The organism is Corallococcus macrosporus DSM 14697, from assembly GCF_002305895.1.
Lineage (GTDB): Bacteria > Myxococcota > Myxococcia > Myxococcales > Myxococcaceae > Myxococcus > Myxococcus macrosporus.
In genome coordinates, this window is record NZ_CP022203.1 from 646,870 (window position 1) to 672,825 (window position 25,956).

Consider the following 25,956-nt stretch of genomic DNA (forward strand, 5'->3'; position numbering starts at 1 on the left):
CGGGCCGGAGGGCGCTTCCCGCGGGGGGACGCGCCCTCCGGCCGCATCGTCAGGAGGGCGCGCCGATGGAGGGCTCCTCGCCGGCGCGGGCCGGCTCGAAGTAGATGAGCGTCTTCACGTGGTCCGCGTCCTCGATGTCGAGGCACTCCAGCTCGCCGCTCTCGCTCTCGTCCGCGTAGATGTGGTCGGGCTTCAGGATGCGGTGTGTGACTTCGCCCCCCGGGCGGCCCACGATGATTTCGACGGCGCCCCGGTCGCTCCCCTTTGGCTCCAGGCCAATCTCCACCAGCGGCAGCCGGCCGGCCAGCGGCTGGTCGCCGAAGTCCGCGCTCTCCGTCTCGATGCGCACCCAATGGTCGCGCTCCAGGTTGCTGAGCAGGGACAGGTAGTCCGCCCAGCCCTCCTTGGGTATCTCCCGAGTGTGATGCATGGTGTCTGCCCTCCGGATTCCAGTGCCCAGCAGAACCGTAAGGCGTGTGCACGCGGGGTGTGGAGCGGGCCTGCTCCCCTGGCGTGTCGGCATCAGCGCGGACGGGCGCTCCGGGCGCCGGCCGTCCCCGCGTGGCTACTCCAGACGGGCCTGGACCTCACCGGCCTGGAGCGTCAGCCGGAGCGTGGCGGCGGTGTCCCGCTGGCCGAAGTGCTCGTACGCCGCGCGCTCCAGCAGGGGGGCGAGCGTGGTGCGCAGCCCCCGGGCGCCCGTCTCCCGCTTGAGCGCGCGGGCCACCACGAAGTCCCGCACCTGGGGCTCCACGCGCAGCCGCAGCCCTTCCTGCTCGAACTCGCGCTCGTAGGCGCGCAGCACGTTCTGCTGGAGGATGTCGCCCAGGGTGGCCGCGTCCAGGGGGGCGAAGGAGACCAGCCGGTTGAAGCGGCCGATGAGCTCCGGGATGAAGCCGTAGCGCGCGAAGGCGGTGGTCTGTTCCAACTGCTCCTCCGTCACCCGCGAGGCGATGCTCTCCGCGCGCGCGGGGAGCGGCTCGCGGCCGAAGCCCAGGTGCTCTCCGCGAGCCAGTCCATCCGCGGTGGCCCCCAGGCCGCTGAAGGCGCCGCAGGCGATGAAGGTGAGGCAGCTCAGGTCCATGGTGGCGGGCCGCAGCCGGCTGGTGAAGCCGAAGTCGGGCGGGAAGTCCGCGGAGGGCGCGGACAACATGTGCAGCAGGCCGCGCTGCACGCCGAAGCCGCTGACGTCCTTCGTGGTCTGCTGGCCGGCGAAGCGGCTGTCGGAGCGGCTGGTGGCGAGCTTGTCGAACTCGTCCATGCACACCACGCCGCAGGCGGCCCAGCTCGCGTCCTGGTCCGCGGCCTCGTACAGGCGCGACAGCAGCGTGCTCACGTCGTCGCCCACGTAGCCCGTTTCGGAGAACTGCGTGGCGTCCGCCAGCACGGTGGGCACGGCGAGGATTTCCCGGAACAGCAGCTCCACGAGGAACGTCTTCCCGGAGCCGGTGGGCCCCAGGAAGAGGCAGTTCTCCCGCGTGCCCGGCTCCGGGGGCAGGCCCTCCAGGTACAGGCGGCGGATGCGGCGCAGGTGCCGGTAGGCCAGCACGGACGCCGCGCGCCGCGCCTCCGCCTGGCCCCGGTATCCCAGGCCCGTCAGCCGCTCGTCGATTTCACGGGGCGACAGGACCTCGATGGCGGCGACGCGCGCGCGCACGTCGTCGGAGGGGTCGGGCAGCGGCTCCGGGCCAGGGTGGACGATGCTCATGCCAGGGACTCCAATCAAAGGCGGGCGGCCGCCGGGGGGGCGCATCATCCCGGGGGCGGGCGGGGGGAACAAGGCGGGCCCCGGAGCAGAGGGGGGCCGGTGTCCGCGGAAACACCGTCCTCCGGTCCCCATTCCTCCGCGGCGCCGTGCCTACCCGTGAACATCCGCCGCGAGGCGGGCGCGCCCGGCCGCACGGAGTGCTCCTCAAGGGCAGGGGTGGCGCATTACAGGGACACGCCCATGAGTCCAACGGACGAGTCTGTGGCATCGCGGTCGAAGGCGCCTCTGCTGGGGGCATGGGTGGAGGCGGGCGAGCGGGTGCGCTGGCGCGTCTGGGCGCCGGGCCACCAGCGGGTGGAGGTGGTGCTGCACGACGCGCAGGGGAACCCCGGGCGCGCGCTGCCCATGACGCCGGAGCCCGGCGACTGCTTCGGCGCGGTGCTGGAGGGCCAGGGCGCGGGGCTGCGCTACAAGCTGCGCGTGGATGGGGAAGGCCCCTTCCCGGACCCCTGGTCGCGCTCGCAGCCGCAGGGCGTGCACGGGCCCTCCGAGGTGGTGGTGCCCGACTTCCCCTGGACGGACGCGGGCTGGAAGGGCGTGGCGCCCGAGTCGCTGGTCCTCTACGAGGTCCACGTGGGCACGGCCACGCCCGAAGGCACCTTCGAGGCGCTCATCCCGCGCCTGGCCGGCCTCAGGGACCTGGGCATCACCGCGCTGGAGTTGATGCCGGTGGCGTCCTTCCCGGGGCGGCGCAACTGGGGCTACGACGGCGTGGACCTCTTCGCGCCCTTGCAGGCCTATGGTGGTCCGGAGGGGCTGCGCCGGCTGGTGGACGCCGCGCACGCGCACGGGCTCGCGGTGCTGATGGACGCCGTCTACAACCACTTCGGGCCGGACGGGAACTACCTGCGTGTCTATTCACCGCACTACTTCACCGGCCGCCACCACACGCCGTGGGGCGACGCGGTGAACTACGACGGTGAGGGCAGCGCCCACGCGCGAGCCCAGGTGCTGGCCAACGTGGAGATGTGGATTGCGGACTACCACCTGGACGGCCTGCGCCTGGACGCGGCGCACGCCATCATCGACGACGGCACGCCGCACCTGCTCACCGAAATCGCCGAGCGCGCGCGGGCCTGCGCGCCGGGCCGGCGGGTGCATGTCATCGCCGAGGACGAGCGCAACGAGCGGCGCCTGCTGCGCCCCGCCTCGGAGGGCGGCCTGGGGCTGGACGGCGTGTGGGCGGATGACTTCCACCACCAGCTGCGCCGGGCCTTCGCGGGGGACAGCGAGGGCTACTACCAGGACTACACGGGCGGCACGGAGGACCTGGCGCGCACGCTGAACCAGGGCTGGTTCTACGAAGGGCAGGTGTCGAAGAACCTGGGCCACGCGCGAGGCACGAAGGCGGACGGGCTGGAGCCCTGGCGCTTCGTCCACTGCATCCAGAACCATGACCAGGTGGGCAACCGGGCCTTCGGCGAGCGGCTGGGGCACGACGTCACCCCCCAGGCCTTCCGCGCCATGAGCGGGCTGCTGCTCCTGTCGCCCTACACGCCGCTGCTCTTCATGGGACAGGAGTGGAACGCCAACACGCCCTTCCTCTACTTCACCGAGCACAACGCGGAGCTGGGCAGGCTCGTCACGGAGGGCCGGCGCAAGGAGTTCGCCGGCTTCGCGCGCTTCGCGGGCGCCGAGGTGCCGGACCCTCAAGCGGAGGACACCTTCACCCGCTCCCGGCTGGACTGGGCGGAGGCGGAGGAGCCCGGGCATGCGGGCGTGCGAGCGCTCTACCGGGCGCTGCTCCGGCTGCGCGCGACGGAGCCCGCCCTGCGGGAGACGGGCCGTGGCAGCTACGAGGCCCGGGCCCTGGGGCCAGACGCCCTGGTGCTCGAACGGCGTGGGGGCGGACAGCGCCTGCAGGTGGTGCTCTGCCTGCGCGGCGCGCTGGAATATCCGGTGCCCGCCGGCTCGGCGCTGGTGCTGTGGACCGAAGACGCCTGCTTCGGCGGCTCCGAAAAATTGCAGCCATTGAACCAAGACACCGTACGGCTGAAGGGTTCGGCTCTGGCTGTGATAAGGCTTCCCTCGAAAGACTGAGAGACGCGTGCTGTTTCAGCGCGCGTTTCACCGTGGGGCGAGCGGGCATGTTTGAAAACATGCTCAAGAAATGCCGTGGGAATTCCATATCGACTCAAAGGGTATTTGGGCCCGCAGTCCGACGTTGAGTCGGTAACACTCCTGGCCGCCTCTGGAGAAAGCCTCCGCGCGCAAGCGTGGGTGCCTGCTTTCGGGGCGGCTCGGGAATGGAAGTCCACGCGCCGCGGGGGGGAACGCGGCGCTCCGGTGGGGCTCCTTGCCTCGCCGGTGAGTCGCGGAAGCTCGCGGCCTCGCTTGAGGTAGTCACTTGAATCGACAGCACTCGACTTCGTCCCTGGGGGGATGGAGGCGCTTTCGCACGTCTGTCACCGCGTTCTCGCTCGCTGTCGGCGCGTTCGCGACGCCCGCGCTGGCTGCTGGAGGCTTCGTCTCCGCCACCGCCAGCTCCTACGACGCACCCACCCCGCCCTCGATGGCGGTTGACGGCAACAAGGCCACGCGCTGGTCGGCCTCCGGCGCGGGCCAGTGGATTCGCGCCGACATGGGGTCGGTGAAGCCGCTGAACGGCCTGGACATCGCCTGGTTCCGTGGCAACGAGCGCATCAACCTCTTCGACATCGCCACGTCGACGGACGGCACCACGTTCACCCGCGCCTTCGTGGGCATCTCCTCCGGGAAGTCGGCGGACTTCGAGCGCGTCACCTTCCCGACGGTGAACGCCCGCTACGTGCGCATCACCTTCTACGGCAGCACCCAGACGACCTGGGGCAGCATCACGGACATCGCCGCCCTCTCCGGCTCCACCCTTCCGGACCCCGAGCCGCAGCCGGAGCCCGAGCCGAATCCCGAGCCGCAGCCCGAGCCCGAGCCCGAGCCCACCCAGGACAAGTTCGGTGTGAAGATGCTCTACCCGACCCGGTCGGGCGGCGAGCAGTGGTTCCTGGCGGACAACGCGACGTCCGACAAGCGCTTCGACCCGCAGAACACCATCAGCCGCAACTCGGACGGCTCCTGGAAGATGAAGAACAGCAAGGTGCGCATGTCCGTGTTCACCTCCACGGGCTACAGCGCGTCCAAGATTCCGACGTATGACCGGGACGTGCTGGCCAGCCGGGGCTACATGCAGGCGGCGAACGACTGGCGGAACATCGAGATGACCGGCTTCATCAAGGTCAACTCCGTGTCCGACGTGTCGGACAACTTCGCGTGGTACGCGCGTGGCGGCAAGCACAACGACAACCACTCCGGGTGCGAGGGCAGCAGCTACAAGGGCTCGCTGCACTATGACGGCCGCGTGCGCTGGCAGAAGGAGACGTGGCACGTCTCCTATGACCAGTCGTCCTACAAGTCCGGCACCTCGGCGCTGCGGGGCCGCTGGGTGGGCTTCAAGTCGGTGATGCGCAACACCAAGGTCAACGGCAAGGACGCCGTGCGCCTGGAGATGTACCTCAACGAGAACGCCGACAAGAAGACCTGGAAGAAGGTCTACGACATGGTGGACTCGGGGAGCTGGGGTGGTGACGCCAGCCACTGCGGCGGCGGCGTGGATGCCATGCCCATCACCTGGGGCGGCCCCATCGCGGTGTTCCGCTGGGACAGCGCCACCGACGTGGACTTCAAGTGGCTGTCCGTGCGCGAAATCTCGCCGGAGCAGTGAGCCGCTGACGGCAGTCCCCGCCCGCCCCGGTGCTCCCCTGGAGTGCCGGGGCGCGGCATTTTCAGCACTTCCAATGGGGGCCATCAACACTGTCCGGCCCCCGGGGGGATTCCCCCTGTCGACAGGGGCCCCTCTCCCGTGTTCTGGATTCGGACCGCCATGTCCATGAACGTCCAGACCGCCACCGAGTCGTCCGACCGCATCTGGGAGCAGGAAATCCTCCCCGCGCTCGAGCGCTACATCCGCATCCCCAACAAGTCGCCCGCCTTCGACCCGGACTGGGTCCGCGCCGGGCACATGGAGGCCGCCGTCCAGCTCGTCGCGGACTGGTGCCGCGAGCAGGGCCAGCACCTGCCGGGCCTGGTGCTGGAGGTGGTGCGCCTCAAGGACGCGCAGGGCCGCGAGCGCACGCCGGTCATCTACATGGAGGTGCCCGGGACGAAGGGCGACGACACCGTCCTCCTCTACGGCCACCTGGACAAGCAGCCGGAGATGGTGGGCTGGCGCGAGGGCCTGACGCCGTGGACGCCGGTGCGCGAGGGCGACAAGCTCTTCGGGCGCGGCGGCGCGGATGACGGCTACTCCGCCTTCGCGTCCCTCACCGCCATCCGCCTGCTGCGCGAGCAGGGCCTGCCGCACGCGCGCTGCGTGGTGCTGATCGAGGCGTGCGAGGAGAGCGGCAGCTATGACTTGCCGGCCTACATCGAGGCGCTGGCGCCGCGCATCGGCAAGCCTTCGCTGGTGGTGTGTCTAGATTCAGGCTGCGCCAACTATGACCAGTTGTGGATGACCACGTCGCTGCGCGGCATGGTGGCCGGCAACCTGCGGGTGGACGTGCTCACGGAGGGCGTGCACTCCGGCGACGCGAGCGGCGTCGTCCCGTCGTCCTTCCGCGTGCTGCGGCAGGTGCTGTCGCGCGTGGAGGAGGAGGCCACGGGCAAGGTGCTGGTGGAGGCGCTGCACACGCAGATTCCGGAGGCGCGGCGTGAGCAGGCCCGCGCGGCCGCCAAGGTGCTGGGTGAGGAGGTCTTCACCAAGTTCCCCTGGGTGCCCGGCACCCGCCCCATGTCGGACGACGGCGCGGAGCTGGTGCTCAACCGCACGTGGCGGCCGGCCCTGTCCGTGACGGGCGTGGACGGCATGCCGGCGCTCAGCAGCGCGGGCAACGTGCTGCGGCCCTTCACCACGGTGAAGCTGTCCATGCGGATTCCGCCGCGCGTGGACCCTAAGGCGGCCATGGAGGCGCTGACGCAGGCGCTGGAGAAGGAGCCGCCGTACGGCGCGAAGGTGACGTTCGAGGGAGAGAAGTCCAGCACCGGCTGGGACGCGCCGCCGCTGGCCTCCTGGCTGTCCAGCGCGGTGGAGTCCGCCTCCGCCACCTACTTCGGCCGGCCGGCCATGGCCATGGGCGAGGGCGGCACCATCCCCTTCATGGGCATGCTGGGTGAGCGCTTCCCCGAGGCGCAGTTCCTCATCACCGGCCTGCTGGGCCCGGGCAGCAACGCCCACGGCCCCAACGAGTTCCTCCACATCCCCACGGGCAAGAAGCTCACCTGCTGCGTGGCCAGCGTCATCGCCGACCACTTCAAGCGGTAGGCGGCTTCCGCCGGGCCCGCTTCCCGCGCGGGGGAGCGGGCGCCGCGTTCAGCGGCGCGTCGGTGAGGCGCACGGAGCGGCGGTTCCAGGAGAAGGTCAGGCGCTTGCCCGTCTCCGGCCAGTCGAAGGACACCGCGCCCGTGCGCAGGTCCTCCTCCAATGCCAGACGCACGCCCCACCGGGGCGCCTCCTGGACGCGGTGGCGCAAGTCCCGGGCGACGGCGTCCACCGCGTCCCGCAGGGCCACGCCCAGGTTCATCAGGCCAAGCTGCTCCCCGCTCAGGATGTGCGGGGCCGGCGGCGGGGAGGACTCCAGGAACTGCTGCTCGCCCACGGGCCGCACGCCGGTGGGCGCGGCGGCGGTGTCCATCATCAGCAGGGGGCCGCCGTCCGCCTTGCGGAAGAAGTACGGCACGTCGTAGCGGCCCAACTGCTCGCGCTCCTCCGGGCTGAAGCGCACGCGGCCCCGGGCGCTGGCGACAGGCACCTGGCCCCGGGACGCCAGCATCATGTGCTCCAGGGGCGCGTCATACGCATCCGAGGGTTTGACGAGCACGCGGACGTGGTGTCGCCGCGCCGCGCGCGCGAGGAAGTCCGTCACGCGCTCCTGCTCCAGCAGCAGCTTGGTCCACAGGTCGAACATGCCGCGAAGGAAGGGCAGCAGGTGGGCCGCGTAGCCCACGTGGCCCTCGGTGTCCGCCACCATGGAGGGCGCTTCCTCCCGGGCCCACGCGCGCGTCCGCGGGCGGAGCTGGAGCGCGCCGCTCCGGGTGGGGAAGAAGCACAGCAGCGGCCCGCCGGTGGTGCACCACCAGGCGCGCCACTCGAAGCCGATGTGGTGGTTGCCGCGCCGGTGCCCAGCCGGAATCAGCCCCGTCTCCGGGAGCCGGCGCACGGGGCAGAAGAACAGCTCCAGGTCCACCAGGTAGGGCAGGGGCTCGCGCTGCCCACGGCGGGCGCCCACCACCAGGTTGCTGCCCAGCAGGTCCGCGGCGCCCACGGCGAAGCACGCGCCGGTGAGCGCGCCCGCGTGATGCCAGAAGCGCGCGGCCTGGGGCGGCGGCAACCGGCAGCCGTGGAGCTTCAGCCGGGGGGAGTCGCGCAGGAGGCCCCACTGGCGAGGACGTTCAATCCAGTCCTGCCAGCTATAGGCGAAGGCGTCCTTGCCGCGTCCACGCAGCACGCGCAGCGTGGGGAGCCGCACCTCGCCGGAGGCCGAGGGGAGGCGGTTGACCCAGTCGAAGAACGAGCGTGGCGCGCGCCGCGCTGGCTCCGCCAGGAAGAGGGCCTCGCCGCTCGCGGGCCGGGGCTTGTACGCCAGCGCGCCGCCCCGCCGGAACTGGACGCGCAGCACGTGCTGCCGCCCGTTGTGCGTCTCCTCGGGGTTGGCCCAGAGCCGGGTGACGGGGCCCTCGAAGCCCGCGCGGCGGAAGACGCCGGCCTTCAGGTCGCGCTCCAGCCGCTGGGCGAAGCGGCCGAAGAAGGCCAGGAACCCGTCCCTCAAGAGGCGCAGCCCGGGATGGGGCCCCTGTTGCGCCGGAGTGGCGGCGCACAGCGTGAAGGCGTCCGTCAGCACCGGGCCGAACAGCGCCGCGTTGCCGAGCCGCACGACGCGCGCGCCGAACAGCCCCGGGTGCCGCTGGACGATGGCGTCGCACCCGTCGCCCAGGGCTTCGTAGAACGCCACCAGCGGCTGGAAGGCGGGCTGGGAGAGCAGGGCGCCCAGCCGCGCGGCGTCGCTGGCGCCCTGGAAGGGGCGGGCCACCTGGAGCACGCGCTCCGGGCCGGGCCGGACAATGGGCGGGAAGCAGCCGCTGGCCTGGGGGCCCTTGCGGACGGCCTCCAGGAGGCGGCGGGTGTGCGGAGGGAGGCGGGGTGGGGCGGCGGGAGGTGTTGGAGCAAGGGATGGCAGCACATGCGCCCTACGCGTCATCAGTCGGCCCTGGCCCGGTGGGGGGAAATAGAAACGCGCGGCCCGGCGAGGCCGGGGCGCGCGTGTGAAGCGTCAGCGCAAGCGCCGGTGGCGCGTGGACTAGACGCAGTAGATGAAGCGCGAGCAGCTCCGATACGCGTTCCCGGAGCCGGCGGGCTTCGTCGTCTTGTCCAGCTCCCGCAGCACCTGGGTCAGCTTCTTGGCCTGCTTGGACGCCTTCGCCTTCGTCTTCGCCTTCACCATGGGAATCCTCCACGCGTTGGGGTCAGACTGCTCAAGCATGGTAAAACTCGCAATTCGCTTGAGTCAAGTTGAGATGTCTTTGCCTGGCGCGTTAGCGGCCTGTCAGGTGGATGGCTCGAAATGTCAGTAGAATTTCCAGCATCCGGCGCATGCCCGCTCGCGTCGCGGGCAGCGGCTCCACGACGCGCGGCGGCACGGCGCCTCGCGAGGGAAAAGGACGCAAGAGCTCACCCACGGCCACCGCGCGCGCCGTGTTCAATGTCGCGATAAGTTTATTCACGGGCTGCCGAAGGCCTGAGACATGCAATGCGTTGCCATTGGCGGAGCAACACCAGCCCGTGCCTGTCTTCTCCACCAGGATGGGAAAGTGTTTATTCCCATGCAGGATGGCTGTGTCCTGGAGCGGCCTGCGGCGCGCCGGAGGCGGTGGGGGCTCGAAGCCGCCCGCGGAGCGCCGGTTGAGCCACAGGGCGCGGAGGTGGGCCTGGGTTCGTGAGTCACGGCTGTTTTCACGCAGGGTGTCCGCGGCCTGCTGCAAGGCGGCGGGCAGCTCCCGCGGAAGCACGCCATCGCCGTCGAGCACGCCCGGCACCAGCGCCCGGCCGCGCGGCGCGTCATCGGGGCTCACGCTCAGCAGGTCCTCCACGTCGTAGCGTGCCTGGTGTCCGGTGACGGGGATGCCCACGTTGACGCTGGTGGCCACGTCCCGGCTCGCGCTCTCTCCGACGTGGTAGTAGCTGGCGGGCCAGTAGAGGAGGTCGCCGGGCCCCACCTCCGCGGTGAAGGACGTCTCCAGGTAGGGCGCGTAGTCCGCCAGGGTGGTGACGGGCATGCTCCAGGGCCGCTTCGCCCAGAAGCGCATCCGCTTGCGGCCCCGGAGGGCGAAGAGGAAGGTGGTGAAGCGGTCCAGGTGGACGCCCACCGGGCTGTGCTCGTAGTTCCCGTGGAAGAGCGTGGTGATGCCGCCCGACAGCGGCAAGCCCACGCGCCGCCAGAGCTGGGAGAAGAAGGCCCGCTCGGCCGACCAGAGCCCGAAGCCGTGCGAATGCAGCAGGGAGATGATGAGCGCGTAGCGGCGCGAGCCCAGCGTGCCCGCGAGCCGCGCGTCATAGTCGTCCAGCGCGCCGTCGGTGTCGCGGGGAAGCCAGGGCGCCAGCGTGACGGGCTGTCCCTGGTCGATGGTGAACTGGACGTCCGTGCGCGCCTCCAGCGCCGTGGGCGGGGCCATGGCGCCGCGCGAGGCCCGGAGCGCCGCGTCGAACACGTCCGCCTCGGTGAAGGGGTTGGCGCCCGTCGCCTGGTAGAGCACCGGCCGCCGGTTCCAGTAGCGCGTGACGAAGGTGTCCCAGTCGAACCGGCGCTGGAGGTCGATGCGGGCCATGCGTCAGGCCTCCTTCCAGGAGACGCGCTCGACGCCGCGCAGCGCATGAAGGGTTTCCAGCAGGGCCCGCACCTGCTCGCGCTGGGCCGCGCCCCGCCCGAGGCCGCACAGGGCCCCCACCCGGACCGGGACGCCCGGCGCCAGCGCGTCCAGCACCCGGGCCGCGAAGGGGCCTGGGCCAGCGAAGGCGTGCCCGTTGACGGCCCACAGCCACTGCCCTGGGCTGTCCAGCATCCGCACCACGCGGCCCGGAGGCGTCTTCCGCACGAAGGCGTCCTCCTCCAGGGGCTCGTGCGCGCGCGGCGGGGGCGCCGGCTCCAGCGCGGAGGCGCTGACGCGCTGGGCCCAGGTGATGCGCAGCACCTGCCGCAGGTCCGGACCGTGCGTCACGTCGCGCAGCGCGCTCGCGGTGTGGGCCAGGCGTGGCACCTGTGTGCGCCCCGGCTTCCTGGGGTAGGGCAGGTACGGCACGGCGTCCTCCTGTCCCCCCCGCGCCTCCAGGAGCTTCACCGCCAGCGTCTTCACGGCCTCCACGGCCTCATCGCCGCGCACCGGAATCCACAGCCGCAGCACCAGGGCGCCCGCGTCGCTCGTCTCCTCCTGCCAGACGTCGGACGGCGCGTACAGCACGTCTCCGGCCTGGGCCTCCACCGTCCGGGCCTCGCGGACGTCCTTCGTCCATTGGCGCACGCGCAGCCGCCCGTGGAGCACCGCGGTGAAGCGGGCATGGTGCGCCCGGCGCGCGGCGCCCTGGGGCGGCTCGCTGAAGCGGCCCAGCCACAGGTCACTGACGATGGGCAGCACGGGGACGCCGACCTGCGCCAGCACGCCGTCGACGAAGGCGCGCACGCGCTCCCACTGCGCGTAGTCCGCCATCAGCGGCTGCTCCACGAAGCACTGGAAGCCGCGCGCCGCGCCGAGCTCGCGGCCGACGCGCTGGAGGTACGCGGCGGCGTCCGCATCCGCCGCTCCTGGCAGGAGCGTGCCGGGCGCGCGCAGGCGGGCGGCGTCCGCGAAGAAGCGCACGTCGGGCAGGGCGCGGAAGCGCGTGCCGAAGCGGAAGGGCGCGCTCACGGAGACGAGGCCCTGGAAGGCCTGCCCGGGCGGGATGAGCGGGGCGCCCAGCCGCAGCCGCGTGGGGGACTGCTCCCAGTGCTTGCTCGCGAAGCGGGCCCAGTCGGGTGCGTGTCGCATCGGCATGGATTCCACCATCGAAGTCTGACGAGGAGCGAGCATCCAGCGGTGGATTTCTTCACGCGCAAGATGCCGTGCGCCGTGCCGGTGTTCTGTTAGGAAACGGCGTTGTCCTCCACTTGAAAGGTCAGGTCCGACGATGACGATGAAGCTCTATTTCAACCCGCGAAGCCGCGCGGCCATTGCCAGGTGGATGCTGGATGAGTGCGGCGCGCCGTATGAAATCGTCCCCATCGACTTCGAAAAGAAGGAGAACAAGTCGCCTGAGTTCTTGAAAATCAACCCCGCTGGGAAATTGCCAGCCCTGGTGGATGGCGACACGCGGCTGTTCGAGGGCGCGGCCATCTGTCTCTACCTGGCGGACAAGTTCCCGGAGGCGCAGCTCGCGCCGAAGCTGGGGGACAAGGACCGGGGCCGCTATCTGTCGTTGATGGTGTACTCCACGTCCCAGCTCGAGCCCGCCATGAGCGACCACATGATGAAGCTGCCCACGAGTCCCTCGCGGGGCTGGACGGACTTCGAGACGGCGCTCAACGTCATCGAGGGTGAGCTGGGCCAGGGGCCCTACCTGTTCGGTGAGCGCTTCACCGCCGCGGACGTGATGATTGGCTCCATGTTCATCTGGATGCGCATCTTCGGGAGCAAGACGGGGCGCCCGGCGCTGGAGGCCTACGTGGAGCGGCTGCTGGCCCGCCCCAAGGGCATGAAGCTGGGCTGAGCGAGGTCGAAGGCCCGGACCTTCCGATGGGGGACGTGTCCGGGCCTCCTGGCGGCCCACGGGGGCCGGTGCGTCAGTCCAGCTTGCCGATGGTCTTCGCGCGGGTGACGGCGCTGCCCACCTTGACGTAGCCCTTGTACCAGGACGTGTCCTTCGTCCCGAGCTTGTCCTGCTGGAGGTGCGCGTGGGGGCCGGTGGAGTTGCCGGTGCCGCCGATGTTGCCCACCTGGCAGCGGTCACACGTGCGGTTGCGCGAGTCCGCCGTCTTGATGAAGTGCCACTGGCGGAAGGTCCAGCCGCTCTTCCAGACGTGGCGCGCCTCGTTCTGGTTGCCGCTGCCGCTGCCGTAGCAGACGACGCCGTGGGTGCGGATGGTCACCGCCCAGTAGAGCGAGCCCACCACGCCCGTCTCCGCGCCCCAGTAGTTGCACCGGCCACCCGTGCCGATGTCCACCGCGCCGTGGAACTTGCCGCTGCTGTAGTTGGTCAGGGCCGTCACCGAGCCGGTGTGGGTGCCCTTGACGGTGTGCGCCGTCACGGACGCGGGGATGAGCGCCACCGCGGCCAGCGCCGCCAGGGAGGACTTCCAGGTGCTGCTACGCATGAGGTGTTCCTTTCAATGGACTGCCTGTCACGGAGCCTGCTGCAACCGCTGCTTCTCCCTCAGGAGCAGGCTCCACTCCTGAAGGCCCATGCCGAGAACCTGAATCCACGCGTCGGCCTCCTGGGCCAGGCGCGGGTCCAGGTCGCGCAGGCGCTGGAGGTCGGCAATCGCGCCCTCGAAGCCGAGCTGCGCGACGCTCTGGAGCAGCGCCTTGCGCACGCCCTCGTCCGGCTCCTCGCGGTACATGGCGAGCAGCGACTCGCGAGCGCCCTGCATCTGCTCCGCCGGCACGCCGCCCAGCGCGTTGACGGCGGCCTTGCGCACGCTCGCGTCGTCGCTGCGCAGCAGGGAGGTGATGCGCTCCGCGGACCCGGCGCTGATCTTCTCCGTGGAGAGGTTGTCCAGGATGCGCGCCGTCACCGCCGGGTCCGAGGCCGCCGCCGCGGCCGTCACCGCCGTGTCCGCGGCCGGGCCGTACTGGCCGGCGTAGACGTGCGCGTTGTCCTCGATGAGGTTCGTCGCCGCCTCCTGCCGCACCTGGGGCGACTCGTCCCGCACCATGCGCTCGTACAAGTCACCGGTGCGCTCCAGCGCGCCGGTGCGCCGCATGGCCCGCAGCGTGGCGGCGCGCACGGCCGGGTCCGCGTCCTTCAACGCGCGCTGGGCCACCACGTTCATGGCCTCCGGGTCCGCTTCACGCTCCGCGCGGGCCACCAGCGCCGCCGCCAGGTGCTCGGCCATGACGGGGTCCGTCTCGCGCGCGAAGGCGTCGCGCAGCTCCGCGTCCGGCAGCGTGACGGCGGCCTCGCGCAGCAGGGCGCGCAGGTAGCGCTGGTAGGCCGGTGAGCCGGAGCCCAGCCCGCGGCGGAGGTCGTCCATCAGCCCGCGCACCGAGCAGGTGCTGGCGCGGAGCGCGGGCGGCGCGTGGGTGGAGGCCGCGTGCGCGCCCGAGGCCAGCAGGGCGGCGAGCGTGAGCGTGAGGCAGAGGCGTGTCATGGCGGGCTCCCGGGCTCAGTCGTGGCCGACGAGGCAGTGGAAGGGGTCCTGGTCCGGCAGGCTGTTCCAGAGCCGGACGAAGTCGTGGACGCCGCTGGCGTAGAGCTGCTCGAAGACCTGGTAGAGCGGCTGGAAGCGCGGGTCCGTCATCGCCATGTTGGCCATGACGGGCAGGGCGTCGCGGCCGGAGGCGCGCGCGGCGAAGCGGAAGAGGGCCCAGCGCACGCACGTGTCCTGCTCGCGCGCGAAGGCCTGGGCGAACATGTCCAGCACCTCCTGGCTGTCTCCGGAGACGGAGAGGTTGTGCGCGGCGGCCTCGCGCCCGTCCGGGCTGCCCTCCTGCGTGAGCACCTTCGCGTACCGCGCGCGGGTGTCCTCATCCAGCACGGGCGTGGCGTGCATGGGCGTGGACAGCGCCAGGTAGCGAATCTGCTCGTCGGGGGACTCGGTGCCGATGGTGAGCAGCGCGTCCATGTAGGGCGCGGCGTCGCCCTTCGCCTCGAAGTCGCGCTTCATGACGCGGGCGATGGTGCGCGTGGCGGCCCAGCCCGCCTCGCCGGAGACCGCGTCCTTCGCGAAGGACGTCAGCGTGTCCAGCGCCGCCGGCTCGAAGCGCTTCTGCGTGTCCAGCGCGGACAGGAGGCCCGCGCGGCGTCCGCCGTCCAGCGTGGCGTCCATGCCCTGCGCCAGCAGCTTCGTGGCGACCTGGGCGTGGTGCACGGCCTCCGAGCCGCGCAGCGCCGTGAGGAGGACCTCGAACTCATCCGGCCCCGCGGCGCGCGCCCAGGACAGCACCTCGCTGGCGCGCTCCGGGTCCTGGCCAATCAGCTCCGTGAGGCGCTCCGTCAGGTAGTCGGCGACCAGCGGGTCCCCCGACGCGAGCAGCGGCGCCGCCCACGCGCGGAAGCTCTCCAGCGTCACCGCCGCGTCGAAGCGCTCCAGCTCCCGCCAGCACGTGGCCTCGTCGAAGCGTGGCGGCGGTGGCGCTTCGTCGGCCGCCCCGCCCGCGCCCGCGCGCCCGCCGTGGCCAGGTCCGCCGGAGGTGGCCTTCCGCGCGGACGCGGCGGCGGTGGCGTGCGCCGAAGCCGCGGCGTCGCCGCCCGGCTCGCGCGAGGACAGCAGCGCCACGCCCGCCACGAGCAGGGCCGTGCCCGCCAGCCACGCCAGCGCCTTCCTGGGCACGCGACGGCCCGGAGCGCCCGTGGCGGGGGCGGCGGAGCGGTGGAGGGATTCTGGAGTCATGGGCGCCTGGGCCTGTGAGGGGTCCACTCCCCCTGAGGGCCCGGCGCCCGCGCCGTCTCACGAAATCATTTCGCGCGGATTTTCCCGCGCGCGGCTCAGCGGCCCGTCTTGATGCCCAGGCCGCCGCCCTGGCCGGCGTGGCCAGGCCGCCGCGTCCCCGTCGGAGTGCCCATGGCGGGCGGCTTGCTTCCCGCCGAGCGGCGCAGCTCCAGGCGGAGCTCCTCGTCCGTGGCGGACACCTGCCGCGTCACGGGCTCGTAACCGCTGAGGGCCAGCGTCACCGACACCGGCGCGGCCCCGGGCTCCAGCTCCAGGCGCAGCGGCGTCTCGCCGCGCTCCTCGCCGTTGACGCTCACCCGGGCCCCGGGGGGCTCGGTGATGACGGGCAGCTCCACGGGGCGCGCCGGCTCGGGTTCGATGGGCGGCGGGGGCTGCACGTCGGGCGGGACTTCCGGCTGGTGTGGCACGGCGACGACGACCGGCGGGCGGACCGGCGTGGCGTCCGCGGGCGAGCGGAAGAAGACGATGCCCACCCCCGCCATGAGCAGCCCCAGCCCCGCCGTGGCCACCGGCAGCCAGGGGATGCGCCGGACCGGCTCCTGGGGCGCCCGGGCCAGCGGCGCGGTGCCGCGCGTCTTCTCCTTCGCGGGCAGCGCCGCGGCCGCGGCCTGCCGCGAGCGCGTCCCGGCCGGGACACCCTGGGGCGAGCCCCGCATGGCCCGCGACGCGGAGGAGCGCCCCGCGGGGCCCAGCACGCCCGGCACGCCGCTGAGCGACGAGTTGGAGCGCGAGTCCAGGTCCGCGTCCTCCGCGAGCTGGTCCAGCCGCGCCGGGTCCGTCTCGCTCGCGATGCGGTCCGCGTAGAGCTCCCGGAGGAAGGCGGCCAGGTGCGCGCTGCTGGAGGGCAGCCGCAGGTTGAGCGCGTAGTCCTCCAGCGCCAGCCGGAAGGCGCCGCAGTCCGGGTAGCGCTGGTCCGGCGAGGGCGCCAGCGCCTTGAGCACCACCTCGTCCAGGCCCGGCGGCAGGCGGGGGTTGAGCTGGGACGGCTTCGGCACCTGGCAGTCCTTCACCAGCCGCAGCGTCATCATGTCCGACTCGCCCTTGAAGAGGCGCTTGCCGGTGAGCAGCTCCCACATGACGACGCCCAGCGCGAACAAGTCACTGCGCGCGTCAATGGACAGGCCGCTGGCCTGCTCCGGGGACATGTACGGGTACTTGCCCTTGAGGACGCCGGTGGCCGTGTTCTGGCTGCTGGTGGCCGCCTTGGCCACGCCGAAGTCGATGACCTTCACCCCGCCGTCGAAGCCGACGAGGATGTTCTGCGGCGACACGTCCCGGTGCACCAGCCGCAGCGGCCTGCCCTGGGCGTCCCGCGCCTGGTGCGCATAGTCCAGCCCGGCCGCCGCGTCCGCGATGATGCGCAGGATGAGCCCCACCGGCAGCGCCTTGCCCTGCGCGCGGGTCGTCTTGTCCAGGCGGCGGACGTCGTCGCCCTGCACGTACTCCATGGCCAGACAGTGGCGGCCCTCAATCTCCGTCAGGTCCAGGATGGTGATGAGGTTCGGGTGCGTCAGGCGCGCGACGAGCCCCGCCTCGTCCAGGAACATGGAGAGGAACTCATCGTCCTCCGCGAGGTGGGGAAGGATGAGCTTGAGGACGACAAGTCGCTCGAACCCCGTCCCATGTTCGCGGGCCAGGAACACCTGACCCATTCCCCCAGAGGCAATCTTGCGCAGTAGCTCGTACTTCCCGAATGGCACAGCCATGTGTGCCCGCCAGGATATCGCCCTTTCTTACCTCGTGGGAATTGCTCAGTCGCGAATTACCCCACAGGGTGGAGAGTGAGCAGGCAGGCAGGCGAGCCGCGCCCGCCCGGCTTTCCAGGGTGAGTCAGGCTTTCATCTTGTAGCCGGAGCGCAGCACGCCGTAGGTGAGGGCGGTGGCCACCACGGCGACGGCGAAGAGGATGCTCCCGCCGCCCAGCGGCGAATAGATGCTGCGGCCGAGCATGCCGTAGCGCAGCCCCTCCACCATGTAGACCATGGGGTTGAAGAGGCTGACGGTGTTCCAGGGCGCGGGCAGCTCGCGCACGGAGTAGAAGACGCCGCCCAGGAAGGTGAGGGGCAGCATGACGAAGGTGGGGAAGAAGTTGATCTGCTCGAACTTCTCCGCCCACACCGCCGCGAGCAGGCCCAGCACGCTGAAGACGTAGGACGACAGGATGAGGAAGTACGCGGCCACCCCCGCGTGCTCCAGGCTGAAGCCGGTGAAGAAGGTGGCCACGAGCCAGGTGAGCAGGCCCACCACGAGCCCGCGCACCATGGCGCCGCCGATGAAGCCCGCCATCAGCTCACCGGGCCCCAGCGGCGCCACCAGCAGGTCCACCACGGTGCCCTGAATCTTGGTGATGAACAGCGACGAGGAGCTGTTGAGGAAGGCGTTGTTGGCGATGCCGAGGAACACCAGGCCCGGCACGATGAAGTGCAGGTACGGCAGGCCCTCCACCGTCTGGACGCGGCTCGACATGGAGACGCCGAAGACGATGAAATACAGCGTGGTGCTGATGAGGGGCGACAGGACGGTTTGCCCCGGCACGCGCATGAAGCGCCGGACCTCCTTCGCCAGAAGGGTCTTCATCCCAAGGACGTTCATGATGTGGGCTCAGGCGGCCTGTTGAGGGCGGCCGCGGAGGATTTCGATGAGCACGTCCTCCATGCGGGAGCGGCGCGTCTCCACGTCGGAGATGAGCTGCCCTTCGGCGTAGAGGGCGCGGAGCAGCTCGCCGGACGGGGCGCAGCCGTCGCGCTCCACGTAGGTGAGGGCGCGGCCGTCCTCGCTGAGGCGGGCGGCGAAGCGCTTGCCGGCCTCGGACAGGCCCGGCTGCGGCTGCTCGAAGGTGATGACGACGCGGCGCTCGCCGAAGCGGCGCAGCAGGGTGGCCTTGTCCTCCACCATGAGGAGGCGGCCCTCGTTGATGATGCCCACGCGGTCGGCCAGCTCCTCGGCCTCTTCCAGGTAGTGCGTGGTGAGGACGATGGTGGTGCCCTCCGAGGCGAGCTTGCGCACGTAGGTCCACAGGTCGCGGCGCAGCTCCACGTCCACGCCCGCGGTGGGCTCGTCGAGGAACACCAGGCGGGGCTTGTGCACCAGCGCCTTGGCGATGAGCAGCCGGCGCTTCATGCCGCCGGACAGCGCGCGCGTGTACGCGTCCTTCTTCGCGTGCAGGTTGAGGGCGGTGAGCACCTCGTCGATGCGCGCTTCATCCGCGGGGCGGCCGTAGAAGCCGAGCTGGATGCGCAGGGACTCGGCCACGGTGAAGAAGGGGTCGAAGTTGATTTCCTGCGGGACGAGCCCGATGTCGTAGCGCGGGCCCACCGGGTCCTGGTCCAGGTCCTTGCCGAAGACGCGGATGCTGCCGGAGGACTTCTTCACCAGGCCGCAGACGCTGCCAATCATCGTCGTCTTGCCCGCGCCGTTGGGGCCCAGCAGGGCGAAGATTTCACCGGGCCGGATGGCGAGGTCCACGGTATGAAGTGCCGTGAACTCTCCGTAGCGCTTGGAGAGTCCCTGGAGTTCGAGGGCGGGGGTGGACATGGCGCGCTTCCTGTAACACCTTCGGTCGCGCGGCGCTTGCCTTGTGTGCGGCCAGGGCGCGGGGAGGCACCGGGCAGGGTGGCGCGTCGCGTTGTCCGCCCCCCTGCTTATTCCTGCATGGCGACTTCCTGAAGGTCGGCCCCTCGGACTTGGAAGACGGCGAACGCGTCGGCGCCCTGCTCCACGCTGGCGAGACAGCGCACGTGCGAGCGCTGGCCCCCCGGATGCGCGACGGTGGCGGCGTAGCGCCGGTGCAGGTGGCCACACAGGACGAGCCGGGGTTGGAGCGCGTCCACCAGAAGCCGCGCGTAGTCGTTGCCGACCAGGTCGTGGCTCGCGCTGCGGCGCTGGCCCTGGAAGCCGGCGGCTTGCTGGGGCTGGATGATGCCGGAGGGCCAGTCATGGAGCAGGAGCACGTCCGCGCGCCCGAGCGCCAGGGCCCGCTCGACGTCCTGCTCGTTGAAGAAGGTGAAGTCCTTGTTGGAGGCGGTGCCCAGCGCGGCCAGCGGCGGGCGGGGCTGGGTGAAGGTGGCCTCGCGGTGGATGCCGGACAGGCCCGCCACGCGGAGGTCGTTCAGCTCCACCACGCCGCTTCGTCCAAGGTAGTGGCAGCGCGGCGCGAGCTCGGCGCCTTCGGGGTGCAGGTCGAGGTGGCCGTAGGGCTCGTGGTTGCCGCCGATGAAGTAGACGGGCCAGGGGAAGCGGCGCCGCCGTTGGTGGTAGGCGGCGAAGTCCCCCAGGTGCCGGTACCTCAGCGGCGCGGACATGGCGGCCAGGTCCGCGTCGTGACGGTGGGGCTCGAAGTCGCCCACCTGGAGCACGAACTCGAGCGGCCGGCGGCTGCGCTCCTCCCAGGCGGTGAGGTGGCTCACCATTCGGTTCATGTGCCCGTGCACGTCGCCCACGGCGGCGAAGAAGAACGTCTGGGAGGAGGACATGGCGGACTCCGTTCGCGGGGCCTGGCGGGCCAATGCGGCCGGCTTCCGTGGCCGGCGAGGACGGGGGCGTCGCTTCCGGACTGACGGGAGGCGCCGGGTGGTGGTGTCAGAGCGCTCCGCCGAGCTTCGCGCGCAGACGCCGGAGTCCTTCGTCAATGCGCTCCACCGTCACGCCGCCATAACCCAGCACCCAACCATGGCGGGTGGGCGTTCCGGCGAAGTAGCGGGAGAGTTCCTCGATGCCGATGCCCGCGTCATGGGCTTTCCGGGTGAGTTCCCGCTCCCGCCGGGCGCCGCCTCGGGGGAAGGTGACGCACAGGTGCAGACCGGCGACGGAGGGCAGTTGTTCAAAGGTGTCGCCGAAGTGATGGCGCAGTCGCTCCGACAGCCGCGTGTGCCGTTGCGCGTACTCGCGCCGCGTCTTGCGCAGGTGCCGGGCCAGCGCGCCCGTGTCGATGAAACGCGCGAGCGCCGCCTGGGCGGGAAGCTGGCTGTGCCAGTCCGTCACCTGCTTGGCCAGCCGGAGCTCCCGTCGAAGCGGGGGCGGCGCGATGAGGAAGCCCAGGCGCAGCGCGGGGAGCAGCACCTTGGAGAAGGAGCCGACGTAGAGGACTCGGCCCGAGCGGTCCAGGCCGTGGAGCGTCTCCAGGGGACGCCCGCCGAAGCGGAACTCGCTGTCGTAGTCATCCTCGATGATGACCGCGTCGCGCCGCCGGGCCCAGTCGAGCAGGGCCCTTCGGCGCGCGGGGGACATCACGATGCCCAGCGGGAACTGGTGCGATGGCGTGACGTACACCAGGCGCGTGTCGGCCGGCAGCGCCCGCACGTCGAGCCCCTCCGCGTCGACGGGCACCGGCACGACACGGGCTCCGTGGGATTGGAACAGGACCCGCGCGGGTGGATAGCCGGGCTCCTCCACGGCGACGCGGTCTCCGGGCTCCAGCAGCACCCGTCCCACCAGGTCCAGCGCCTGCTGTGCCCCGTGGGTGATGAGCACGTCCGACGCCTCCGCGCGAACGCCTCGGGAGATGCCCACGTGGCGTGCCACCGACTCGCGCAGCTCGGGGTGCCCGGACGGGTCCGCGTAGGCGGCCGTCATCGCCGTGGTGCGCAGTTGCCGCGCCAGCAGCCGACTCCAGGCCTCGAATGGGAACAGCGTGGCGTCGGGGATGCCGACGCGGAAGTCGTACGGCGCGGAGGGCATGGCGGGCGGAGGGACCTGCAGCCCGTTCCAGATGGCGCGCGGGCGCAGCTTCACGCCGCGAGCCGTCGCCGCGCGGGCTTCTCGCTCCCGGGACGCGTTCTGGACGAAGCTGCCCGCGCGCCCCCGGCTGACGAGCAGGCCTTCGGCGGTCAGCCATTCATAGGCCACGCTGACCGTGTTGCGCGAGACGCCCAGCCGTTGAGCCAGCTCTCGCGACGGGGGAATCTGTTCGCCGTCGCGAAGGTGCCCATCGAGGATTCGCGCGCGCAGGCCCCGGTATATCTGCCCCGCGACGTCCCTTCGGTCCTGGAGGTCGACGTGAAGGTCCATGAGCAGGTCCCATAGTTTGGCCCAGTGAGATTCGTCAATTCTGGCCCGGTGGGAGGGCCAGTGACGGCGCAATGTCACGGACATGAACGACACGTCTTTGTCCTTTGCGTCCTCGCGCCCGGTCGACCCCGAGCGCATGTCTTGGATTCCCATGGGCCCGCCGGGCCTCTCCTTCAAGCCGCTGCGCTTCTTCCGGGATGGCTCTGGCTGGATGTACCTCTTCCGCCTGGAGCCCGGCACCATCATCCCCCGGCACCGCCACACCGGCGAGGTGCATGGCTACAACCTCTCAGGGACGCGCGAGTTGCTCGACACGGGGGAGGTGATTGGGCCCGGTGGCTACGTCTACGAGCCGCCCGGCAACGTCGATAGCTGGCGGGTGACAGGCGCTGCGCCGGCGGTGTTGCTCATCACGGTGCGCGGGGCCATCGAGTACCTGGCGGAGGATGGCCAGGTCTCCAAACGCGTCACGTCCGAGGACCGGCTCCAGACCTACCGCCGCTGGTGCGAGGCGAACGGCGCGCCGTTCCTGGCAACCCTGGAGTGAGCTCCCCTTCGCCATGGATTGAATTTTCTCCGGAGGGGGCCGTCCTCAGCCGCGCTCGCCGCGATGCCCATGGCACACGGCGAATCCCCGCTCGCTGCCCCTCGGAGAAGACATGTTCGTGCGCTCGCTGGTCCTTCCTGTCGTCGCGCTGTCCCTTGTCGGCTGTGCTGGAATGACAGTCACCCGGACGGTGACGGGGCCGGACGGCAAGACGGTCGTCACCAGCTCCGACCCCGCAGAGCAGGCCCGCATCGACGCGGAGGCGCGTGAGCAGGAGGACTACGAGAAGGCCATCGCGGAGGCGCCCCGGCGCTCACCCCAGGCGCCCATCGAGGTGGCCGTCTTCGAGGCGTCCGTCGCCGAGTCGCTGGCCAGGTCGCTCGACCGGAAGCAGCTCAACGATTCGCTCGTGGCGGAGCTCTCCGCGGACCCGCTGCTGCGCGTCGTGCGCGTCACGGGGCTCCCCAGCAGCGCGACGCGCTCGGGTGCCTCGGACGCGGACCGCATCGCCGCCGCGCAGGCCAAGGGGCTCTCGCCCGACGTGTGGATCCTCCCGCAGGTCTTCTTGGAGGACGCGGTGGGGACGAGCGGCGGCAAGCTCGTCTCGATGCAGGCGTTCACGCTTCGCGGCAACGTGCGGTCCGCGTATGGCACCGGCGCCGCGGAGCCCAAGGAGCGGGGGACGATTTTCCAGAACGTGCAGGTGGTGAAGATCGCCGCGGCGGCGATTCGCTCCGCCGTGGTGAGCCAGCTCGGCCCCAACCTGCCGGACCGCGAGGCGGTGGCCGGGCTCACGAAGGCGCGGCAGCAGAAGAAGCTCGATGCCATCAAGGAGCAGGCCGGCATCAAGCCCGAGGACGACACCAACACCCGGCTGCGCAAGCTGCTTGGCATGGAGCAGCCGGAGGCGGAGCAGGCCGCCACGACGGAGTAGGCACCGTCCGCTTTTCCACGCCTGCTGTCGTCGCGGCGCGTAAGCGGCCGGTCAACAGCCCTTCATGCTGAGTTCGCCGCGGAATCGCCTTCGCATCGCGATGAGAGCGGCGTGCCGGGCTCGCCACCACGTAGAGGCCATGGGGCAAGTCCACCCCTGCCGGCTGCTTGTCCATGGTGATGGACGCATGGTGTTGATTCGTGCTTATCCGTCGACTCGTGCGAAAGCTGAACCCCTGTCGTGGTCTGCTGTGCCTCCTGTCGGTTGTGTCGCTGGGCTGCTCCAGCGGTGCCACTGGCGCTTCGACACGCCGCTCCGCGAACCATCATGACGCCTACGCGCAGGCGGCCTGCCTGGACAGCGCAACGTGCTGTATCCAGCGCTTTGGTCCGGATGCGTGCGGCCTCTCCGCTGCTGAAGCTGCCGTGCTCATGACGGGCTCGCAGGTGGCAGCCGAGGGAAGCGCTCCGGATACAGAGAAAGCCCAGGACCTCAGCCTCCCTGATTGGAAGCGGCGCTGCATCCAGAACTACGTCAATTGCAAGGAGTACGACTGGATGGGCTCTTGTTACGACTGCATGCGCTACTGCGAGGGACAGCAGGAATGGCCGGACGACAAGTGCCGTCCGCGCGGGAAGAGCAACTAGGCCATGCCTGAAACACTCGATTGGGACCCCATTCGCGCGCTCGCGCGGCGCGTCCTTCGCGAGGGGGCGCCGCTCGCCTTGACGGACGAAGTGCGTGCGCTCCTTGTTCGCTCCGCACGAGAGGTGGCCATCAGCGATGCAGTTGCCTCCCACGCCTTGTCCTCGGAGGACGAGGCGTTGGACCTGCTTCGCGAGATTTCTCGCCGCATTCGCGACGGCTCCGCGAGAATCTCCGATGCGCTGAACCGCATGTATCAACACAAGGAGGCCGGTGACTTCGACAGCGCCCGCCAGGAAATGCGGGAGGTGCTCGCCGTCGAAGTCGTACCGCTCTACCGTGACATCGCGGAAGGTCAGCTCGAAGACCTGGCGGACGAGCCGTAGCGACAGATGGCCACGGGTACCGAGCCCCCGCGTCGCCCGGGAACGCGCGACACGGACACGTTGAGCGCGCTACCCGCGAGGAGGCAACCGGCCATGCCAGGCCCTGGTTCCGGCCCGGGGCACGGGCCACCTGGCGCGCGACAGGTGTTGCCCGGGGGACATGGTGCAGGGGGCGTCGCTTGCCCGGCTACCTCCGGACTCCCGAGGCAGGCTCCAAAAGAGGGACTGGGCGGGACGCTCTCACCTTGAGTGCGCTGTTGCACCCTGGTATCCGCAGAGCCCCTCACTCCGCCTCAAAGCAGGAAGGCCCAGATGGCCCAGAATTTCATCTTCACGATGCAGGACCTGCGCAAGGTCAAGAACGGCAAGGAGATCCTCAAGGGCATCTACCTCTCGTTCTTCCCCGGCGCGAAGATTGGCGTCATCGGTCCGAACGGCTCCGGTAAGTCGACGCTGCTGCGCATCATGGCCGGCGTGGACACGGAGTTCTTCGGCGTGGCCAAGCCGGACCCCAGCGCCAAGGTCGGCTACCTGGCGCAGGAGCCGCAGCTCGACCCCTCGCTCGACGTGAAGGGGAACGTGGAGTTGGGCCTGAAGGAGATTCGCGGCACGCTGGACCGCTTCAACGAGGTCAGCGCGAAGTTCGCCGAGCCCATGAGCGACGCGGAGATGGAGAAGCTGCTGGCCGAGCAGGGCCGGCTGCAGGACTCCATCGACGCGGTGAACGGCTGGGAGCTGGACCGCACCATTGAGATGGCCATGGACGCGCTGCGCCTGCCCCCGGGCGACGCGGACGTGACGAAGCTGTCCGGTGGTGAGAAGCGCCGCGTGGCGCTGTGCCGCATCCTGCTGGAGAAGCCGGACCTGCTCCTGCTGGACGAGCCCACCAACCACCTGGACGCGGAGAGCGTCGCGTGGCTGGAGCAGGCGCTCAAGGAGTACAAGGGCACCATCGTCTGCATCACCCACGACCGGTACTTCCTGGACAACGCGGCCGAGTGGATTCTGGAGCTGGACCGCGGCGAGGGCGTGCCCTGGAAGGGCAACTACTCGAGCTGGCTGGACCAGAAGCAGAAGCGGCTGGAGCTGGAGGAGAAGTCGGAGAGCCACCGGCAGAAGACGCTCAAGCGCGAGCTGGAGTGGGTGCGCGCCTCGCCCAAGGCCCGCCAGGCGAAGAGCAAGGCGCGTATCGCGGCCTACGAGGAGCTGCTCAATCAGTCGCAGGACAAGCGCGATGCCACGGGCGAGGTCATCATCCCGCCCGGTCCGCCGCTGGGGGGGCTCGTCATCGAGGCCAAGGGGCTGCGCAAGGCCTATGGTGACCGGCTGCTCATCGACGACCTGAGCTTCAAGCTGCCGCCGGGTGGCATCGTGGGCGTCATTGGTCCCAACGGCGCGGGCAAGACGACGCTGTTCCGGATGATGACGGGCGTGGAGTCACCGGACGCGGGCGAGCTGCGCATTGGCGAGACGGTGAAGCTGGCCTACGTGGACCAGAGCCGCGACGCGCTGGACGGCGACAACACGGTGTTCCAGGAGGTGAGTGGCGGGCTGGACCATCTGGACCTGGGCAAGGCGGGGCAGGTGCCCAGCCGCGCGTACCTGGCGGGCTTCGCGTTCAAGGGGCAGGACCAGCAGAAGCGGGTGAAGGACCTGTCCGGCGGTGAGCGCAACCGCGCGCACCTGGCGAAGATGCTCAAGAGCGGCGGCAACCTGCTGCTGCTCGACGAGCCCACCAACGACCTGGACGTGGAGACGCTGCGCAGCCTGGAGGACGCGCTGCTGAGCTTCGCGGGTTGCGCGGTGGTCATCAGCCACGACCGCTGGTTCCTCGACCGCATCGCCACGCACATCCTCGCGTTCGAGGGTGACAGCAAGGCGTTCTTCTTCGAGGGCAACTTCGAGGACTACGAGGCGGACAAGAAGAAGCGCCTGGGCCCCGAGGCCCTGGAGCCGCACCGCATCCGCTACCGCCCGATTACGAAGAGCTGAGCTGCTGGTAGGAC

Annotated in this window: 23 protein-coding genes; 9 read left to right on the plus strand and 14 right to left on the minus strand. The window is 70.8% G+C overall.

Annotated elements, in window-relative coordinates; genetic code table 11:
* Positions 1–49: 49 nt before the first annotated feature.
* Positions 50–430: a DUF5335 family protein gene (locus MYMAC_RS02790; RefSeq protein ID WP_013936318.1), complete on the minus strand. Its 381-nt coding sequence runs from the start codon at positions 428–430 to the stop codon at positions 50–52.
* Between the two features lie 135 nt (positions 431–565).
* Positions 566–1,708, minus strand: a complete 1,143-nt coding sequence (locus tag MYMAC_RS02795; protein WP_013936317.1) for an AAA family ATPase — start codon at positions 1,706–1,708, stop codon at positions 566–568.
* 240 nt (positions 1,709–1,948) lie between these two features.
* Here MYMAC_RS02795 and treZ point away from each other — a divergent pair, with 240 nt between their 5' ends.
* From treZ to MYMAC_RS02810, 3 genes are all read left to right on the plus strand, one after another.
* The gene (gene treZ / locus MYMAC_RS02800) at positions 1,949–3,808 is read left to right on the plus strand and encodes a malto-oligosyltrehalose trehalohydrolase (protein ID WP_095956931.1); all 1,860 of its coding nucleotides are present in this window, start codon (positions 1,949–1,951) and stop codon (positions 3,806–3,808) included.
* Positions 3,809–4,115: 307 nt separating this feature from the next.
* A complete protein-coding gene (locus tag MYMAC_RS02805) occupies positions 4,116–5,465 on the plus strand; it encodes a discoidin domain-containing protein (protein ID WP_095956932.1) in 1,350 nt (449 codons plus the stop codon).
* A 159-nt stretch (positions 5,466–5,624) separates the two neighbouring features.
* Complete coding sequence (locus tag MYMAC_RS02810; protein ID WP_013936313.1) at positions 5,625–7,061, plus strand: M20 family metallopeptidase; 1,437 nt, start codon at positions 5,625–5,627, stop codon at positions 7,059–7,061.
* On the opposite strand, the gene MYMAC_RS02815 is transcribed toward MYMAC_RS02810, so the two are convergent.
* The 4 genes from MYMAC_RS02815 to MYMAC_RS02830 all read right to left on the minus strand — a co-directional run bounded on the left by MYMAC_RS02815 (position 7,051) and on the right by MYMAC_RS02830 (position 11,812).
* On the minus strand, positions 7,051–8,994 hold the full coding sequence (locus MYMAC_RS02815; protein WP_239989304.1) for a DUF4135 domain-containing protein: 1,944 nt from the start codon (positions 8,992–8,994) through the stop codon (positions 7,051–7,053). The two genes, MYMAC_RS02810 and MYMAC_RS02815, sit on opposite strands and share 11 nt — an antisense overlap.
* Before the next feature lie 99 nt (positions 8,995–9,093).
* Positions 9,094–9,276 (minus strand): hypothetical protein, encoded by a 183-nt coding sequence (locus MYMAC_RS02820; protein ID WP_043709464.1) that lies wholly within the window; start codon positions 9,274–9,276, stop codon positions 9,094–9,096.
* A gap of 52 nt (positions 9,277–9,328) precedes the next feature.
* Positions 9,329–10,618, minus strand: a complete 1,290-nt coding sequence (locus tag MYMAC_RS02825; RefSeq protein WP_095956934.1) for a JmjC domain-containing protein — start codon at positions 10,616–10,618, stop codon at positions 9,329–9,331.
* Between the two features lie 3 nt (positions 10,619–10,621).
* Entirely contained in the window at positions 10,622–11,812 is a 1,191-nt protein-coding gene (locus tag MYMAC_RS02830) for a cupin domain-containing protein (protein ID WP_239989306.1), read from the minus strand.
* Positions 11,813–11,951: 139 nt separating this feature from the next.
* Between MYMAC_RS02830 and MYMAC_RS02835 the strand changes: the two genes are divergently transcribed.
* Positions 11,952–12,530 carry a glutathione S-transferase family protein gene (locus MYMAC_RS02835; RefSeq protein WP_013936308.1) on the plus strand — a complete coding sequence of 193 codons (579 nt, stop codon included), beginning with the start codon at positions 11,952–11,954 and terminating at the stop codon, positions 12,528–12,530.
* Between the two features lie 73 nt (positions 12,531–12,603).
* Here the strand turns inward: MYMAC_RS02835 and MYMAC_RS02840 are convergent, their stop codons facing one another.
* The 8 genes from MYMAC_RS02840 to pdxR form a co-directional block, all read right to left on the minus strand.
* On the minus strand, positions 12,604–13,134 hold the full coding sequence (locus tag MYMAC_RS02840) for a hypothetical protein (protein WP_013936307.1): 531 nt from the start codon (positions 13,132–13,134) through the stop codon (positions 12,604–12,606).
* A 27-nt stretch (positions 13,135–13,161) separates the two neighbouring features.
* The gene (locus MYMAC_RS02845) at positions 13,162–14,130 is read right to left on the minus strand and encodes a HEAT repeat domain-containing protein (protein WP_095956936.1); all 969 of its coding nucleotides are present in this window, start codon (positions 14,128–14,130) and stop codon (positions 13,162–13,164) included.
* A gap of 15 nt (positions 14,131–14,145) precedes the next feature.
* The gene (locus tag MYMAC_RS02850; protein ID WP_095961451.1) at positions 14,146–15,372 is read right to left on the minus strand and encodes a hypothetical protein; all 1,227 of its coding nucleotides are present in this window, start codon (positions 15,370–15,372) and stop codon (positions 14,146–14,148) included.
* 95 nt (positions 15,373–15,467) lie between these two features.
* A complete protein-coding gene (locus tag MYMAC_RS02855; protein ID WP_095956937.1) occupies positions 15,468–17,138 on the minus strand; it encodes a serine/threonine protein kinase in 1,671 nt (556 codons plus the stop codon).
* 124 nt (positions 17,139–17,262) lie between these two features.
* Positions 17,263–18,009 carry an ABC transporter permease gene (locus MYMAC_RS02860; RefSeq protein ID WP_204817342.1) on the minus strand — a complete coding sequence of 249 codons (747 nt, stop codon included), beginning with the start codon at positions 18,007–18,009 and terminating at the stop codon, positions 17,263–17,265.
* A gap of 24 nt (positions 18,010–18,033) precedes the next feature.
* Entirely contained in the window at positions 18,034–18,966 is a 933-nt protein-coding gene (locus tag MYMAC_RS02865; RefSeq protein WP_095956939.1) for an ABC transporter ATP-binding protein, read from the minus strand.
* 107 nt (positions 18,967–19,073) lie between these two features.
* Positions 19,074–19,904 (minus strand): metallophosphoesterase, encoded by an 831-nt coding sequence (locus tag MYMAC_RS02870; protein ID WP_095956940.1) that lies wholly within the window; start codon positions 19,902–19,904, stop codon positions 19,074–19,076.
* Between the two features lie 106 nt (positions 19,905–20,010).
* Positions 20,011–21,438 carry a MocR-like pyridoxine biosynthesis transcription factor PdxR gene (gene pdxR, locus MYMAC_RS02875; protein WP_095956941.1) on the minus strand — a complete coding sequence of 476 codons (1,428 nt, stop codon included), beginning with the start codon at positions 21,436–21,438 and terminating at the stop codon, positions 20,011–20,013.
* A gap of 82 nt (positions 21,439–21,520) precedes the next feature.
* Here pdxR and MYMAC_RS02880 point away from each other — a divergent pair, with 82 nt between their 5' ends.
* The 5 genes from MYMAC_RS02880 to ettA all read left to right on the plus strand — a co-directional run bounded on the left by MYMAC_RS02880 (position 21,521) and on the right by ettA (position 25,942).
* Positions 21,521–21,985, plus strand: a complete 465-nt coding sequence (locus MYMAC_RS02880; RefSeq protein WP_043709453.1) for a cupin domain-containing protein — start codon at positions 21,521–21,523, stop codon at positions 21,983–21,985.
* Positions 21,986–22,097: 112 nt separating this feature from the next.
* Positions 22,098–22,919, plus strand: a complete 822-nt coding sequence (locus MYMAC_RS02885) for a hypothetical protein (protein WP_239989308.1) — start codon at positions 22,098–22,100, stop codon at positions 22,917–22,919.
* Positions 22,920–23,350: 431 nt separating this feature from the next.
* A complete protein-coding gene (locus MYMAC_RS38515) occupies positions 23,351–23,566 on the plus strand; it encodes a hypothetical protein (protein ID WP_013936297.1) in 216 nt (71 codons plus the stop codon).
* 3 nt (positions 23,567–23,569) lie between these two features.
* The gene (locus MYMAC_RS02895; RefSeq protein ID WP_013936296.1) at positions 23,570–23,950 is read left to right on the plus strand and encodes a DUSAM domain-containing protein; all 381 of its coding nucleotides are present in this window, start codon (positions 23,570–23,572) and stop codon (positions 23,948–23,950) included.
* 312 nt (positions 23,951–24,262) lie between these two features.
* Positions 24,263–25,942 carry an energy-dependent translational throttle protein EttA gene (ettA, locus tag MYMAC_RS02900; protein ID WP_013936295.1) on the plus strand — a complete coding sequence of 560 codons (1,680 nt, stop codon included), beginning with the start codon at positions 24,263–24,265 and terminating at the stop codon, positions 25,940–25,942.
* Positions 25,943–25,956: the final 14 nt, after the last annotated feature.

Bases quoted from the DNA above. Each gene is read 5' to 3' on its own strand.
- MYMAC_RS02845 (WP_095956936.1), bottom strand. From the start codon at position 14,130: ATGACACGCCTCTGCCTCACGCTCACGCTCGCCGCCCTGCTGGCCTCG.
- MYMAC_RS02795 (WP_013936317.1), bottom strand. From the start codon at position 1,708: ATGAGCATCGTCCACCCTGGCCCGGAGCCGCTGCCCGACCCCTCCGAC.
- MYMAC_RS02870 (WP_095956940.1), bottom strand. From the start codon at position 19,904: ATGTCCTCCTCCCAGACGTTCTTCTTCGCCGCCGTGGGCGACGTGCAC.
- MYMAC_RS02790 (WP_013936318.1), bottom strand. From the start codon at position 430: ATGCATCACACTCGGGAGATACCCAAGGAGGGCTGGGCGGACTACCTG.
- MYMAC_RS02855 (WP_095956937.1), bottom strand. From the start codon at position 17,138: ATGGCTGTGCCATTCGGGAAGTACGAGCTACTGCGCAAGATTGCCTCT.
- MYMAC_RS38515 (WP_013936297.1), top strand. From the start codon at position 23,351: ATGACGGGCTCGCAGGTGGCAGCCGAGGGAAGCGCTCCGGATACAGAG.
- MYMAC_RS02840 (WP_013936307.1), bottom strand. From the start codon at position 13,134: ATGCGTAGCAGCACCTGGAAGTCCTCCCTGGCGGCGCTGGCCGCGGTG.
- MYMAC_RS02885 (WP_239989308.1), top strand. From the start codon at position 22,098: ATGTTCGTGCGCTCGCTGGTCCTTCCTGTCGTCGCGCTGTCCCTTGTC.
- MYMAC_RS02860 (WP_204817342.1), bottom strand. From the start codon at position 18,009: ATGAAGACCCTTCTGGCGAAGGAGGTCCGGCGCTTCATGCGCGTGCCG.
- MYMAC_RS02835 (WP_013936308.1), top strand. From the start codon at position 11,952: ATGACGATGAAGCTCTATTTCAACCCGCGAAGCCGCGCGGCCATTGCC.
- MYMAC_RS02815 (WP_239989304.1), bottom strand. From the start codon at position 8,994: ATGACGCGTAGGGCGCATGTGCTGCCATCCCTTGCTCCAACACCTCCC.
- treZ (WP_095956931.1), top strand. From the start codon at position 1,949: ATGAGTCCAACGGACGAGTCTGTGGCATCGCGGTCGAAGGCGCCTCTG.
- MYMAC_RS02880 (WP_043709453.1), top strand. From the start codon at position 21,521: ATGAACGACACGTCTTTGTCCTTTGCGTCCTCGCGCCCGGTCGACCCC.
- MYMAC_RS02895 (WP_013936296.1), top strand. From the start codon at position 23,570: ATGCCTGAAACACTCGATTGGGACCCCATTCGCGCGCTCGCGCGGCGC.
- MYMAC_RS02865 (WP_095956939.1), bottom strand. From the start codon at position 18,966: ATGTCCACCCCCGCCCTCGAACTCCAGGGACTCTCCAAGCGCTACGGA.
- ettA (WP_013936295.1), top strand. From the start codon at position 24,263: ATGGCCCAGAATTTCATCTTCACGATGCAGGACCTGCGCAAGGTCAAG.
- pdxR (WP_095956941.1), bottom strand. From the start codon at position 21,438: ATGGACCTTCACGTCGACCTCCAGGACCGAAGGGACGTCGCGGGGCAG.
- MYMAC_RS02825 (WP_095956934.1), bottom strand. From the start codon at position 10,618: ATGGCCCGCATCGACCTCCAGCGCCGGTTCGACTGGGACACCTTCGTC.
- MYMAC_RS02830 (WP_239989306.1), bottom strand. From the start codon at position 11,812: ATGCGACACGCACCCGACTGGGCCCGCTTCGCGAGCAAGCACTGGGAG.
- MYMAC_RS02810 (WP_013936313.1), top strand. From the start codon at position 5,625: ATGTCCATGAACGTCCAGACCGCCACCGAGTCGTCCGACCGCATCTGG.
- MYMAC_RS02820 (WP_043709464.1), bottom strand. From the start codon at position 9,276: ATGCTTGAGCAGTCTGACCCCAACGCGTGGAGGATTCCCATGGTGAAG.
- MYMAC_RS02850 (WP_095961451.1), bottom strand. From the start codon at position 15,372: ATGACTCCAGAATCCCTCCACCGCTCCGCCGCCCCCGCCACGGGCGCT.